At 72.0% G+C, this 12883-nt stretch carries 13 protein-coding genes; 8 read left to right on the top strand and 5 right to left on the bottom strand.

The annotated features are described in order from the left end of the window. Nucleotides 1-24: 24 nt before the first annotated feature. Nucleotides 25-990 (top strand): helix-turn-helix domain-containing protein, encoded by a 966-nt coding sequence (locus FZ046_RS03090; RefSeq protein ID WP_070353094.1) that lies wholly within the window; start codon nucleotides 25-27, stop codon nucleotides 988-990. 4 nt (nucleotides 991-994) lie between these two features. Here FZ046_RS03090 and FZ046_RS03085 read toward each other — a convergent pair whose 3' ends face one another. Together FZ046_RS03085 and FZ046_RS03080 are read right to left on the bottom strand one after the other, a co-directional pair. Continuing rightward, nucleotides 995-2344, bottom strand: a complete 1350-nt coding sequence (locus FZ046_RS03085) for a bifunctional lipase/adenylate cyclase LipJ (RefSeq protein WP_070353095.1) — start codon at nucleotides 2342-2344, stop codon at nucleotides 995-997. 9 nt (nucleotides 2345-2353) lie between these two features. After that, nucleotides 2354-3256, bottom strand: coding sequence for an iron-sulfur binding domain-containing protein (locus FZ046_RS03080; RefSeq protein WP_070353096.1), 903 nt, complete (start codon nucleotides 3254-3256; stop codon nucleotides 2354-2356). Nucleotides 3257-3293: 37 nt separating this feature from the next. Between FZ046_RS03080 and FZ046_RS03075 the strand changes: the two genes are divergently transcribed. Next, the gene (locus tag FZ046_RS03075) at nucleotides 3294-3914 is read left to right on the top strand and encodes a carbonic anhydrase (protein ID WP_070353097.1); all 621 of its coding nucleotides are present in this window, start codon (nucleotides 3294-3296) and stop codon (nucleotides 3912-3914) included. A 58-nt stretch (nucleotides 3915-3972) separates the two neighbouring features. Continuing rightward, entirely contained in the window at nucleotides 3973-4752 is a 780-nt protein-coding gene (locus tag FZ046_RS03070) for a hypothetical protein (protein ID WP_070353098.1), read from the top strand. A 14-nt stretch (nucleotides 4753-4766) separates the two neighbouring features. Here FZ046_RS03070 and disA read toward each other — a convergent pair whose 3' ends face one another. The 3 genes from disA to FZ046_RS03055 are packed head-to-tail and all read right to left on the bottom strand — an operon-like array spanning nucleotide 4767 to nucleotide 7959. Next, the gene (gene disA, locus FZ046_RS03065) at nucleotides 4767-5897 is read right to left on the bottom strand and encodes a DNA integrity scanning diadenylate cyclase DisA (protein ID WP_070353099.1); all 1131 of its coding nucleotides are present in this window, start codon (nucleotides 5895-5897) and stop codon (nucleotides 4767-4769) included. 15 nt (nucleotides 5898-5912) lie between these two features. Next, nucleotides 5913-7298 carry a DNA repair protein RadA gene (gene radA / locus FZ046_RS03060; RefSeq protein ID WP_070353100.1) on the bottom strand — a complete coding sequence of 462 codons (1386 nt, stop codon included), beginning with the start codon at nucleotides 7296-7298 and terminating at the stop codon, nucleotides 5913-5915. A 46-nt stretch (nucleotides 7299-7344) separates the two neighbouring features. Continuing rightward, on the bottom strand, nucleotides 7345-7959 hold the full coding sequence (locus FZ046_RS03055) for a copper chaperone PCu(A)C domain-containing protein (RefSeq protein ID WP_070353101.1): 615 nt from the start codon (nucleotides 7957-7959) through the stop codon (nucleotides 7345-7347). Between the two features lie 363 nt (nucleotides 7960-8322). Between FZ046_RS03055 and carD the strand changes: the two genes are divergently transcribed. The 5 genes from carD to FZ046_RS03030 all read left to right on the top strand — a co-directional run bounded on the left by carD (nucleotide 8323) and on the right by FZ046_RS03030 (nucleotide 12883). Then, nucleotides 8323-8811, top strand: coding sequence for an RNA polymerase-binding transcription factor CarD (gene carD / locus FZ046_RS03050; RefSeq protein ID WP_059093232.1), 489 nt, complete (start codon nucleotides 8323-8325; stop codon nucleotides 8809-8811). A gap of 18 nt (nucleotides 8812-8829) precedes the next feature. Further along, nucleotides 8830-9363 carry a 2-C-methyl-D-erythritol 2,4-cyclodiphosphate synthase gene (ispF, locus tag FZ046_RS03045; RefSeq protein WP_070353102.1) on the top strand — a complete coding sequence of 178 codons (534 nt, stop codon included), beginning with the start codon at nucleotides 8830-8832 and terminating at the stop codon, nucleotides 9361-9363. Between the two features lie 44 nt (nucleotides 9364-9407). Continuing rightward, the gene (gene cysS / locus FZ046_RS03040; protein ID WP_070353154.1) at nucleotides 9408-10799 is read left to right on the top strand and encodes a cysteine--tRNA ligase; all 1392 of its coding nucleotides are present in this window, start codon (nucleotides 9408-9410) and stop codon (nucleotides 10797-10799) included. A 20-nt stretch (nucleotides 10800-10819) separates the two neighbouring features. After that, nucleotides 10820-11761 (top strand): 23S rRNA (guanosine(2251)-2'-O)-methyltransferase RlmB, encoded by a 942-nt coding sequence (gene rlmB / locus FZ046_RS03035; protein WP_070353103.1) that lies wholly within the window; start codon nucleotides 10820-10822, stop codon nucleotides 11759-11761. Between the two features lie 108 nt (nucleotides 11762-11869). After that, entirely contained in the window at nucleotides 11870-12883 is a 1014-nt protein-coding gene (locus FZ046_RS03030; protein ID WP_070353104.1) for a glycerophosphodiester phosphodiesterase family protein, read from the top strand.

Raw genomic sequence — 12883 nt, 5'->3', positions numbered from 1 at the left:
GACGAGCGAGGATAAGATGCTGCCATGTTGAAGAGCGTCTCAGCGCTGGTGCTGGACGGCCTGGCCGTCTTCGAGTTCGGCGTGGTGTGCGAGGTGTTCGGCATCGACCGCTCCGCCGACGGGGTCCCCAACTTCGACTTCAAGATCTGCGGACCCGAGCCGGGGCGGGCGCTGCGCACCACGGTCGGGGCGTCGCTGACCCCGGACCACGGTTTCGACGCGTTGATCGGCGCCGACCTGGTGGCCATCCCCGCGATCGCCGGTGGGAACTACCCGGAAGAGGCGCTCGAGGCCATCCGTCGGGCCGCCGCATCGGGGTCGACGATCCTCACCGTGTGCTCGGGCGCCTTCGTCGCGGGGGCGGCGGGTCTGCTCGACGGCCGTGCCTGCACCACGCACTGGATGCACGCCGACGAACTCGCCGCGATGTACCCGACCGCGAAGGTCGACCGCAACGTCCTCTACGTCGACGACGGGAACCTCATCACCAGCGCGGGCACCGCCGCGGGCATCGACGCCTGCCTGCATCTGGTGCGGCGCGAACTCGGCAGCGAGGTCACCAACGTCATCGCCCGCCGCATGGTGGTGCCGCCGCACCGCGACGGCGGCCAGCGCCAGTACATCGACCAGCCGATCCCCGTGCGTTGCTCGGAAGGCTTTGCACCGCAACTGGACTGGATCCTGGCGAACCTGGAGAAGCCGCACACCGTCAACACCCTCGCCAAGCGGGCCAGCATGTCGGCGCGGACGTTCGCCCGCCGCTTCGTCGAGGAGACCGGCCGCACGCCGATGCAGTGGGTGACCGACCAGCGGGTGCTCTACGCGCGGCGGCTGCTCGAGGAGACCGACCTCGACATCGACCACGTCGCCGACCGGTCGGGCTTCGGCACGGCCACGCTGCTGCGCCATCACTTCCGGCGCGTCATCGGCGTGACGCCGTCGGACTACCGGCGTCAGTTCTCCTGCACCGACTGCGCCGCCACGGCCTGACGCGTCACAGCCCGTAGAGCTGCCAGCGGCCCGGGACGCCCTTGAGGTCGTGTTCCCCGCGCGGGATGGACGCACGGCGGGAGCCGGCGACGATCTCGCGCACCGTCGAGGACACCAGTACCTCACCGGGTCCGGCGAGGGCCGCGACGCGGGCGCCGATGTGCACGGCCATGCCCGCGACGTCGTCGCCGCGCACCTCCACCTCCCCGGCGTGCACGCCCACGCGCACCTCGAGGTCCAGTGTCCGGACGGCCTCGACGATGCACTCCGCGCAATCCAGGGCGGCGCTGACGCTGCCGAACGTCGCGAGGAATCCGTCACCGGCGGTGTTGACCTCGCGACCGCGGAACCGCTCGAACTCCGCGCGCACCGCGGCATCGTGGTGGTCGAGCAGATCGCGCCAGCGCTCGTCGCCCAGCTCGGAAGCACGCTGGGTGGACCCGACGATGTCGGTGAACACGATGGTGGTCAGCACGCGCTCGGGGTCGGCGTCGCCACGCGTGCCCGTCACGAACTGCTCGATCTCGTCGAGTATCGGCAGCGCGTCGCCGGTCCAGTACAGCGTGTCCGCGCCGGGCAGTTCGACGTAGCGTGCGCCGGGGAGGTGCTCGGCCAGATAGCGGCCGTGCGCCGCGCCGACGAAGCCCGCCCGGTCGCGGTGCAGCACCAGCGCCGGTGCGCCGATCGACGGAAGGCGATGTCGCACATCGGCATTGGTCAGCACGTCGTTGGCCATGCGGGCCATGCTGGGTGACGCGGCCCGGTTCCCGGCGTGGTCCCACCAGCTGCGGAAGGCGCGGTCCCCGGCGACCGACGGCGCGACCATCCGCAGCACGTCGAAGCCCCGTTCCACGGCGTCGGGTTCGAGCGCGACGGTGGTGAACGGCTCGGCGCCGCCCGGCCGGGTGCCCGCCTCGTAGTCCGGCGCCCACAGCGCCCGCGCGCTGGCGTTGACGAGCACCAGGTGGCTGACGCGCTCGGGGTGGTCGGCGGCCAGCAGCAGGGCGCTCACGGCGGTGAAGCCCGATCCCAGCACCGCGGCGCGCTCGCTGCCCACCGCGTCGAGCACCGACACGGCGTCCTCGGCCCAGCACGACGGCGTGACGGTCTCGGCCGACCCGATGCGCGAACTCATGCCCATGCCCCGGTGATCGAAGCGGATCACCCGGCAGAACCCGGACAGCCTGCGGTAGAAGCGGTACATCGCGGGTTCGGCGTCGATCGCATCGATGGGGACGAACGGACCCGGCATCACGACGAGGTCGAGCGGACCACTGCCCAGCACCTGATAGGCGATGTCGAGATCGCCGCGCGAGGCGTAGTGGGTCCGCGGCGCACCCGAACGTCCGGCCACGCGCCAAGGCTAGTCGAGCGGGCCCGCCCCGGGATCGAGATGCGCACCGCCCTCACCGGCCAACGCGAACCGGCCGTCGGCGGTCTGTTCCACCAGGCCGTCGGTCAGCAGCGACAGCAGCGCGCGGTCGCGCTGCACGGTGTCGGTGAGCCAGACGACGTCGAGGTCGGCGCGGGGGACCGGCGCGGCGCGCGCCCGCAGCACGTCGAGCAGCCGGCCGCGCACCTGCCGGTCGGTGCCCGCGTAGCGCTGCGGCCGCCGGGCGGGTTCGGCGGCCGGCGGGAAACCGGCCGCCCGCCATGCGCACGACCCCAGCGGGCACAGGCCGCAACGGGGGCTGCGGGCCGTGCACACCGTCGCACCGAGTTCCATGACCGCCACGCTGAACCGCGGCGCACGGTCGTCGTCGGGCAACAGCGCCTCGACGTCGGCGAGATCGCGCACGCTGGCCGGTGAGTCGGCGCGGCCGTGCACCACGCGGGCGACGACGCGACGAACGTTGGTGTCCACCACGGGCACTCGCTTGCCGTAGGCGAAGCAGGCGACGGCGCGGGCGGTGTAGGCGCCGACGCCGGGCAACGTCAGCAACGTCTCCACGTCATCGGGCACCACGTCGCCGTGTTCGGTGGCGATTACCGTCGCGCACTCGTGCAGGCGCTTCGCGCGGCGCGGATACCCGAGCTTGCCCCAGGCCCGCAGCACGTCGGCCGCGGACGCCGCGGCGGTCGCCGACGGCGTCGGCCACCGGGCGACCCAGTCGAGCCAGATTGGCTCCACCCGGGCGACGGGGGTCTGCTGCAGCATGAACTCGCTGACCAGGATCTGCCACGCGCTGACCCCCCGACGGCGCCACGGCAGGTCGCGCTGGGCGCGGTCGTACCACGCGAGCAACTCGTCGGCGGCGAGGCTCACAGTGATTCCTCAGTCGGTCTCGGGTTAGATGAGGCCCATGCCGAACTCGAATCCCGTGAGCGCATGGAAGGCACTACGCGAGGGTAACGACCGCTTCGTCAGCGGCACCCCGCAACATCCGAGCCAGGGCATCGCCGACCGGGAGCGGCTCGTCGAGGGCCAGAAGCCGACGGCCGTGGTGTTCGGGTGCTCCGACAGCCGCGTCGCCGCCGAGATCATCTTCGACCAGGGCCTCGGCGACATGTTCGTGGTGCGCACGGCGGGCCACGTCATCGACTCCGCCGTGCTGGGATCGATCGAGTTCGCGATCAACGTGCTGGGCGTGCCGCTGATCGTCGTGCTCGGCCACGACAGCTGCGGCGCGGTGAAGGCCACGGTGTCGGCCATCGAGGACGGCTCCGTGCCGGGCGGTTACGTGCGCGACGTGGTCGAGCGCGTGACGCCGTCGATCCTGCTGGGCCGCCGCGAGGGCCTGTCGCGCATCGACGAGTTCGAGACCAAGCACGTCAACGAGACCGTGCAGCAGCTTCGCGACCGCTCCACGTCCATCCGCGACGCGATCGATGCCGGCACCGTCGCGGTGGTCGGTGCGACGTATCACCTGGCCGACGGACGCACCGAACTGCGTGACCACATCGGTGACATCGGCGAAGCCTGACCGCGACACGCCGTAAGAGGTCGGCCAACCGCGCGCTACCTGGTTCTACCGTTGGTATGTGCTGGATACCGAACCGCATGGCCCGCTTCCGCCGGAGATCTACCGGCGACGCCGCTTCCTCGCGATCGGGGTAGCCGCCGTCGTCATCGCCATCGTCGTGGCCATCGTGTTCGTCGTCGCGTCGAACGCGACGGGTGACCCGCAGCCCGCGGCGAACGAGGGCGCCTCGAGTGCGGCGCCCACGCCGCTGCCGGGGGAGAACCCCGAGGTGAAGACGCCGGTGCAACCGCCGGCCGCCCAGGCGCCGCCGCCGACGGCCACTCCCACCGCGGCCGTGATACCGCCGCCGGTGCTCAAGGAGGGCGACGACTGCCCCGACTCGACGCTCGCCGTCAAGGGCATCACCAGCCAGCCCAACTACGTCGTGGGCGACCAGCCGAAGTTCACGATGGTCGTCACCAACATCGGTCTCGTCGCCTGCCAGCGCGACGTGGGCGCCGCCGTGCTCGCGGCGTACGTGTACTCGCTCGACAACCAGCGGCTGTGGTCGAACCTCGACTGCGCCCCGTCGAACGAGACGCTGGTCAAGACGTTCAACCCCGGCGAGCAGGTGACCACCGAGGTGACCTGGACCGGCATGGGATCGGCCCCGAACTGCCCGCTGCCGCGGCAGCCCATCGGGCCGGGGACCTACAACCTCGTCGTCCAGCTCGGCAATCTGCGCTCGGCATCGGTGCCGTTCGCCCTCGCCGAGGCCGCCCCGGCCGCGCCCGGTGAGGCGCCCGCCGAGCCCGCTCCGGCGGCACCCGGCGGTGAGGTGCCCGCTCCCGTCGGCTGACGCTGCGGGGGCCGTCAGGCCAGCTGGTCGGCGATCGTCGACTCGGCGAGCGCGGACAGGCCCTCCCGGATGTGGCGCGCCCACATCGAGCCGATGCCGTCGACCGACTGCAGGTCGCTCGCGCTGGCCGCGAGCACGCCCTGCAGTGAGCCGAACGACCGCACCAGCAGGTCGACGTGCGCGAACTGCAGGCGCGGGATGCCCGCCATCGCCCGGTAGCCGCGCGAACTCATGGCCGAATCCTGCGCCTCGAGCGTCGACGGGTAGCCGAACACCCGGGCCAGAGCGGTGAAGTCGAGCAGCTCGTTGTCCGAGAGCGCGTCGAGTTCCTCGAGCGTCGCACCCACCTGCGCCGGCGACGGCGGGTCCGGGTTGGCGTGGTAATCGCGCACGATCAACTCGCGTGCGGTGTCGTTGTCGCCGACGAGTTCCTCGAGCTGCAGCTTGAGCTGCCGGCCGTCGGTGCCGAGTTCGACGACGTCGGCGTCGATCTCGAGGCTGATGCGGCGCACCATCTCGAGGCGCTGCACCACGGTCATCACGTCGCGCAGCGTCACGAAGTCCTCGATCTCGGCCGTGGACAGCTGCCGGTTGACCTCGTCGAGCCGCAGCTTGTAGCGCTCCAGCGTCGCGATGGTCTGGTTGGCGCGCGACAGGATGGTCGGGGTGTCGGGCACCACGTGCCGCTCCCCGGCCACGTAAACCGTCACGATGCTCATCGAGTGGCTCACCGAGATCACCGGGAAGCCGGTCTGCACGGCGGTGCGCTCGGCCGACCGGTGCCGCGTGCCGGATTCGTCGGTCGGGATCGACGGGTCGGGGACGAGCTGGACGTTGGCGCGCAGGATGTGCGTGCCGTCGCTGGACAGCACCACGGCGCCGTCCATCTTCGACAGCTCGCGCAGGCGGGTCGGGGCGTAGCGCACGTCGAGGGAAAAGCCGCCGTCGCAGATCGCCTCGACGCTCTCGTCGTAGCCCAGCACGATCAACGCGCCCGTGCGGCCGCGCAGGATGCGTTCGAGGCCGTCCCGCAGCGGCGTGCCGGGGGCGAGCCTGCCGAGCGTCTCGCGCAGCGTGGGACGTGCCAGCGGCACCACGTTGCTCGTCGTGCGGGCTGCGGCCCTGCCGCCGGGCTTCACGGCCATGGGCGCCTCCTCGGATCAGCGCTCATTGTGGGCGATGCGGTTCACCCCGTGCAACAGCCGTCCGATGTCCTCGATGGTGATGAGCCGCAGGCCCGTCGGTGCGCGGCCCACGCCCGGCGGCACCATCGCGAACCGGAAGCCCAACCGTGCCGCCTCGGCGAGCCGGCGATCGGTGCCGGTGACCCGCCGGATGTCGCCCGCCAGGCCCACCTCGCCGAGGAACACGGCGTCGGCGGGCATCGGCACGTCGCGGGCGGCCGACGCGATGGCCGCCGCCAGCGCCAGGTCCGAGGACGGATCGGTCAGGCGCATCCCGCCGACGGTGGACAGGTACACGTCGGACCGGCCCAGCGGCAGCTTGGCGCGCTTCTCGAGGACTGCGAGGATCATCGCCGCGCGCGACGAGTCGATGCCGCTGGTGGCGCGGCGCGGCATGCTCGCCGACGACTCCGCCACCAGTGCCTGCACCTCGCCGATGAGCGGCCGCTTGCCGTCGAGCGTGACGGTGACCGCGGTGCCGGGGACGGGCGCGGGCCGCTGGTCGCGGAACAGCCCGGACGGATCGGCGACGCCCTCGATCCCGTTGTCGTGCAACAGGAAACAGCCCACTTCGTCGGCGGCGCCGAATCGGTTCTTGATGCCGCGCACCATGCGCAGCGCCGACGCCCGGTCGCCCTCGAAGTGCAGCACCACGTCGACGAGGTGCTCGAGCGATCGCGGTCCCGCGATGGCACCGTCCTTGGTGACGTGCCCGACGAGGATCATCGCGATGCCGGTGGTCTTCGCCGCCATGGTCAGCGCGGTGGTGACGGCGCGCACCTGCGTGACGCCGCCGGTGACCCCGTCGGTCGCACTGCTCGACATCGTCTGCACCGAGTCGACCACGACCAGCGTCGGACGCACCGCGTCGACGTGGCCGAGTGCGGTCTGCAGGTCGGACTCGGCGGCCAGGAACACCTCGGGGTGCGTGCAGCCGGTGCGCTCGGCCCGCATGCGGATCTGTCCGGCCGACTCCTCGCCGGACAGGTAGAGCGCGCGCCGGCCGGCGGCCGCCCAGCGGTGGACGGCCTCAAGCAGCAGCGTCGACTTGCCGACCCCGGGATCACCGGCCAGCAGCGTCACCGAGCCCGGGACGATGCCGCCGCCCAGCACGCGGTCGAGTTCCTCGATGCCGGTCGGGACGTGCCGCGTCGCGTCGGGCGCGATGGAGGCGATCGAGACGGCGGGGGAGGCGGGGGCCACCGAACGGGCGGCGCCACCGCCGACGGTGGCCAGCACGGGCACCTCGTCGACCGTGCCCCACGTGCCGCACTCCGGGCAGCGGCCGACCCACTTGGCCATGACGTGGCTGCATTCCGAGCAGCGGTACTGCGTTCGGGCCTTGGCCCCGCTCTTCACCACGGGCGTGACGCTAGCGGGCGTCACCGACAGAACGGCGGAAGTGGGGCTAGTGTCCGCCGCCGTCGACGCCCTGCTCGTCGCCGAGGCCGGCGTCGGCGGGCTCGGGATCGCGGCGCTGGGCCTCGCCGGCGGAGATCGGCACGGCCACGGTCGACGAACCGGCCCGCTCGAAGGTGAAGGTGAAGTCGTAGTTCAGGCCGTTGGAGATCGGCTTGGTGAGGGTCACGCGCGCCTCGACGGTGCTGGCGGCCTCGACGGCCTCCAGCGGGCTGATCTGTCCGTCGGGGGTACCGACGACCAGCGTGCCGCCCGCGGGGACCGCGCCGTTGCCGGTCAAGGTCACCCGGCCGTAGTCGGACGTGATCGAGACCAGCCGGTCCGGCGCGTCGGCCGAACCGTTGACCGCGACGAAGATCAGATCGGCGGTGCTGCCGGGCGCGACGACGTCGCCCTGCTGCGGTGCGCGCAGGTGCAGGTTGCGCAGCGCGATGCCGTAGTTCGGCTGGCCCACCCAGGCGTTGGTGCCGTTGACGGCGGGCATCTGCATGGCGGTCTGCGAGATCTGGCCGGCGCCGCACCCGGAGAGGACCACCGCGGCGGCCAGGCCGCAGGCGGCCAGACCGGATCGGACGGCGAACGTGCGCGATCGGGAGCGGTCCACTGAAAGCCTCCTGCTCGGGGGACGGCATGCCCCGGGACGGTCGTCCGGCGCTTCGACTATGCAGAGTAGTAGGTGGCCCGTGGCCGCGGTAGCCGAGGTCCTCGGTCGCCCGCGCCGCGGGCGCCGGCGGCGTCGCCCACGGGTCGCGAAAGCGTCGGAACGGGAGGCGAAACGGCGCCGCACCGCCCGCCGCACGGGCGTTCGGACGGCGTTGGGAGGCTTTGCCGAAAGGGTGACCGATGGCACGTATTCGTCACGCTGTCAACCCCTAGTCTTCACCGGCGGTGCCCCTGACCTGCACAGTTGATGCAGGTGCCCCTCGGCGCCGTGTTAGCATGGAGTCGTGAAAGGGGCTCTAATCTGATGATTTTCAAGGTCGGAGACACCGTCGTCTATCCACACCACGGTGCCGCGTTGATCGAGGCGATCGAAACCCGGACCATCAAGGGCGAGCAGAAGGAATACCTCGTTCTGAAGGTTGCGCAGGGCGATCTGACCGTCCGAGTTCCTGCAGACAACGCCGAATACGTGGGTGTGCGCGACGTGGTGGGCCAGGAGGGCCTCGACAAGGTGTTCCAGGTGCTGCGTGCCCCGCATACCGAGGAGCCGACCAACTGGTCGCGCCGGTACAAGGCGAACCTGGAGAAGCTGGCGTCCGGTGACGTGAACAAGGTCGCCGAGGTGGTTCGCGACCTGTGGCGTCGCGATCAGGAGCGCGGTCTGTCCGCCGGCGAGAAGCGCATGCTCGCCAAGGCCCGCCAGATCCTCGTCGGTGAGCTGGCGCTCGCCGAGAACACCGATGACGAGAAGGCGACCATCATCCTCGACGAGGCGCTGGCTGCCGCGTCCTGACGCACGCGGGGTCCGGTCATGACGGCACTGCCGCGGATCGGCCTCGGTACCGACGTCCATCCCATCGAAGTGGGCCGGCGCTGCTGGCTGCTGTGTCTGTCGTTCGACGACGCCGACGGCTGCGCCGGCCACTCCGATGGGGACGTCGCTGCGCACGCCCTGTGCGATGCGCTGCTCAGTGCCGCGGGCCTGGGTGATCTCGGGTCGGTGTTCGGCACCGACCGCCCGGAGTGGCGCGGGGTCACCGGCGCCGACATGCTCCGGCACGTGCACTCCCTGCTGCGCGACGGCGGCTGGCGCGTCGGCAACGCCGCCGTGCAGGTCATCGGCAACCGGCCGAAGGTCGGACCCCGCCGCGCCGAGGCCCAGCAGGTGCTCTCGGCGCTGCTCGACGCTCCGGTGTCGGTGTCGGCCACCACCACCGACGGGCTCGGGCTGACCGGGCGCGGGGAGGGCCTGGCGGCGATCGCGACGGCCCTGCTCTACGCCGACGGCGCGCACGGCGAGTCCGGCGGTGACGACGATGAGGGTCTTCGCCGCTCAGAACGGTAAGCTGGCACGTCGTGACTGAACGCGCCGGCGGACGAGCCGAGGTGATGCGTCTCCACGACACCCTGACCGGTGGCGTGCGGGACTTCGTGCCGCTGCGCGAGGGTCACGTGTCCATCTACCTGTGCGGCGCGACCGTGCAGGGTCTGCCGCACATCGGCCACGTCCGCAGCGGCGTCGCGTTCGACGTGCTGCGCCGCTGGCTCACCGCCAAGGGCTACGACGTCGCGTTCATCCGCAACGTCACCGACATCGACGACAAGATCCTCGTCAAGGCCGCCGACGCCGGCCGGCCCTGGTGGGAGTGGGCTGCCACCTACGAGCGTGCCTTCGCCGCGGCCTACGACGCGCTCGGCGTGCTGCCGCCGTCGGCGGAGCCGCGCGCCACCGGACACATCACGCAGATGGTCGAACTCATCGACCGGCTGATCGAGCGCGGCCACGCCTACGCCAGCGGGGGCGACGTGTACTTCGACGTGCTGAGCGTGCCCGACTACGGCGCGCTGTCCGGGCACCGCATCGACGACGTCCATCAGGGCGAGGGCGCCGGCCAGGGCAAGCGCGACCCCCGTGACTTCACGCTGTGGAAGGGCGCGAAGCCCGGCGAGCCGTCGTGGCCGACGCCGTGGGGTGCGGGCCGGCCCGGCTGGCACACCGAGTGCGTGGCGATGTGCGAGGCATACCTCGGCGCGGAGTTCGACATCCACGCCGGCGGCATGGATCTGGTGTTCCCACACCACGAGAACGAGATCGCCCAGGCGCACGCCGCGGGGGACGGCTTCGCCCGCTTCTGGCTGCACAACGGTTGGGTGACCCTCGGCGGCGAGAAGATGAGCAAGTCGCTGGGCAACGTTCTCTCCATTCCGGCTGTGCTGCAACGGGTTCGGCCGGCCGAGCTGCGCTACTACCTGGGCAGCGCGCACTACCGGTCCATGCTCGAGTTCTCCGAGACCGCGCTGCAGGACGCGGTCAAGGCCTACACCGGGATCGAGGACCTGCTGCACCGCGTCCGCAACCGGGTCGGCGCGGTGGTCCCGTCCGAGCCGACCGTGCGGTTCGCCGCGGCCCTCGACGACGATCTGGCGGTGCCGGCGGCGCTGGCCGAGGTGCATGCCGCGCGCGCCGAGGGGAATCGGGCGCTCGACTCCGGCGACCACGAGACCGCCATGGCGCACGCCCGGGCGATCCGGGCGATGATGGGCATCCTGGGCTGCGATCCACTCGACGAGCGCTGGGAGTCGCGCGACGAGACCTCGGCAGCGCTGGCCGCGATCGACGAGCTGGTGCAGTGGGCGCTGGTCAACCGGCAGGAAGCGCGCGCCAACCGCGACTGGGCCCAGGCCGACGAGATTCGCGACCGGTTGAAGGCGGCGGGCATCGAGGTCACCGACACCGCCGACGGCCCGCAGTGGGCGCTGCTCGACGGGAGCGAGAAGTGACGATGGGACAGGGAACCTAGATGGCCGGCAATTCGCAGCGCCGCGGAGCGATCCGCAAGGAGGGCACGAAGAAGGGCGCGGTCGTCGGCTCCGGCGGCCAGCGCCGCCGTGGCCTCGAGGGCAGGGGCGCGACGCCGCCCGCACACGCCCGGCCCAACCACCCGGCGGCCAAGCGTGCGGCGAAGGCGGCCCGGCAGGCGCAGGGACGGCACCGCAAGACCGACGACACCGAGGTCGTCCTCGGCCGCAACCCCGTGGTGGAGTGCCTGCGCGCCGGTGTGCCGGCCACGGCGCTCTACGTGGTGCTCGGCACCGAGTCCGACGAGCGGCTGACCGAATCCGTGACCCGCGCCGCCGACGCCGGGATCGCGATCCTCGAGGTGCAGCGCCACGACCTCGACCGGTTGAGCGCCAACGGACTGCACCAGGGCATCGCGTTGCAGGTGCCGCCGTACGAGTATGCGCACCCCGACGATCTGCTCGCCTCTGCGACGGGCGACGTGGCTCCGGCACTGTTGGTGGCGCTCGACAACATCTCCGATCCGCGCAACCTCGGCGCCATCGTGCGGTCCACGGCGGCGTTCGGCGGGCACGGGGTGGTGATCCCGCAGCGCCGATCGGCGTCGGTCACCGCGGTGGCCTGGCGGACCAGTGCCGGCGCCGCGGCGCGGCTGCCGGTCGCCCGTGCCACCAACCTCACCCGGACGCTCAAGAGCTGGGCCGACGAGGGCGTGCAGGTGGTCGGCCTGGATGCCGGCGGTGACACGCTGCTCGACGACCTCGACGGCAGCGGTCCGACGGTGCTCGTCGTCGGTTCCGAGGGCAAGGGACTGTCGCGGCTGGTGCGGGAGAACTGCGACGCCGTCGTGTCGATCCCGATGGCAGGGCCCACCGAATCACTCAACGCGTCGGTCGCCGCCGGCGTCGTCCTTGCCGAGATCGCCCGCCAGCGCCGCACCTGAGGAGCTGCGCGGCCGGCACGTGACGCGCCGCCGAACATTCGGTGACGTCCCGCGTGCGTGTCCGGCGGCGAGCGCGCCGCGAGGCCGCCGCGCCGATACGGTCGCCGCATGACACGGACCACCGCCGCCGCCGTCGCGGCCGCCGCCCTCGTCGTCGCCACCCAGACGCCGTCGGCGTCGGCGGCGCCCGACGGCTTCGACCTGCAGTCGCATCGCGGCGGGCGGGGGGAGACCACCGAGGAGTCGCTGCGGGCCTTCGCCAAGTCCCTCGAATTGGGCGTCACCACACTCGAACTCGACGTGGTCATCTCCCGCGACGGCCAGCCGATGGTGTGGCACGACCCGGTGATCCATGCCGACAAGTGCTCCGACACCGCGCCCGCCTTCCCCGGCGATCCCCAGTTCCCCTACGTCGGGAAGCTGGTGCACGACCTCGATCTCGCGCAGCTGCGCACGCTGGATTGCGGCACGCTGCTCGCCGGCTTCCCCGACGCGGAGGTGGTGCGCGGCAACCAGATCGCCACCCTGCCCGAGGTGTTCGCCGTGGCCGACGCGCACCGTGCCGACGTGCGGTTCAACATCGAGACAAAGGTGGAGGCGGCCGAGCCGGGGGCGTCCGCGCCGCCCGAGCAGTTCGTCGACGCGATCCTGGCGGCGGTGCGCGCGGCCGGCAAGACCGACCGCGTCGACGTGCAGAGCTTCGACTGGCGCACGCTGCCGATGGTGCGCGCCGCCGAGCCGGGCATCCCCCTGGTGGCGCTGTGGGACGACACCACGTTCGTGCCCGGGTCGCCGTGGCTGGCCGGCATCGATCCGGCGGTCGTCGGCGATCCGATCACCGCGGCGACGATGGTGGGCGCGAACGTCCTGTCGCCTGGCTACTCCGTGCCCTACGGGCTGACGCCGGCCGATCCGGGCTTCGCGCTCGTCGCCGACCGCGCGTTCGTCGACCGCGCCCATGCCCGTGGCCTGCGGGTGATCCCGTGGACCATCGACGACCCGGGCGCCATGCGCGCGCAGATCGAGGCCGGCGCCGACGGCATCATCACCGACTACCCGACCCGGCTGCGGCGGGTACTCGCCGACCTCGGGATGCCGCTGCCGCCCGCCTACCGCCGCTGA

This window comes from Mycolicibacterium grossiae (genome assembly GCF_008329645.1).
Taxonomy (GTDB): Bacteria; Actinomycetota; Actinomycetes; order Mycobacteriales; family Mycobacteriaceae; genus Mycobacterium; species Mycobacterium grossiae.
The sequence above is the reverse complement of the archived record's forward strand: the minus strand, read 5'-3'. Positions and strand labels throughout refer to the sequence as shown.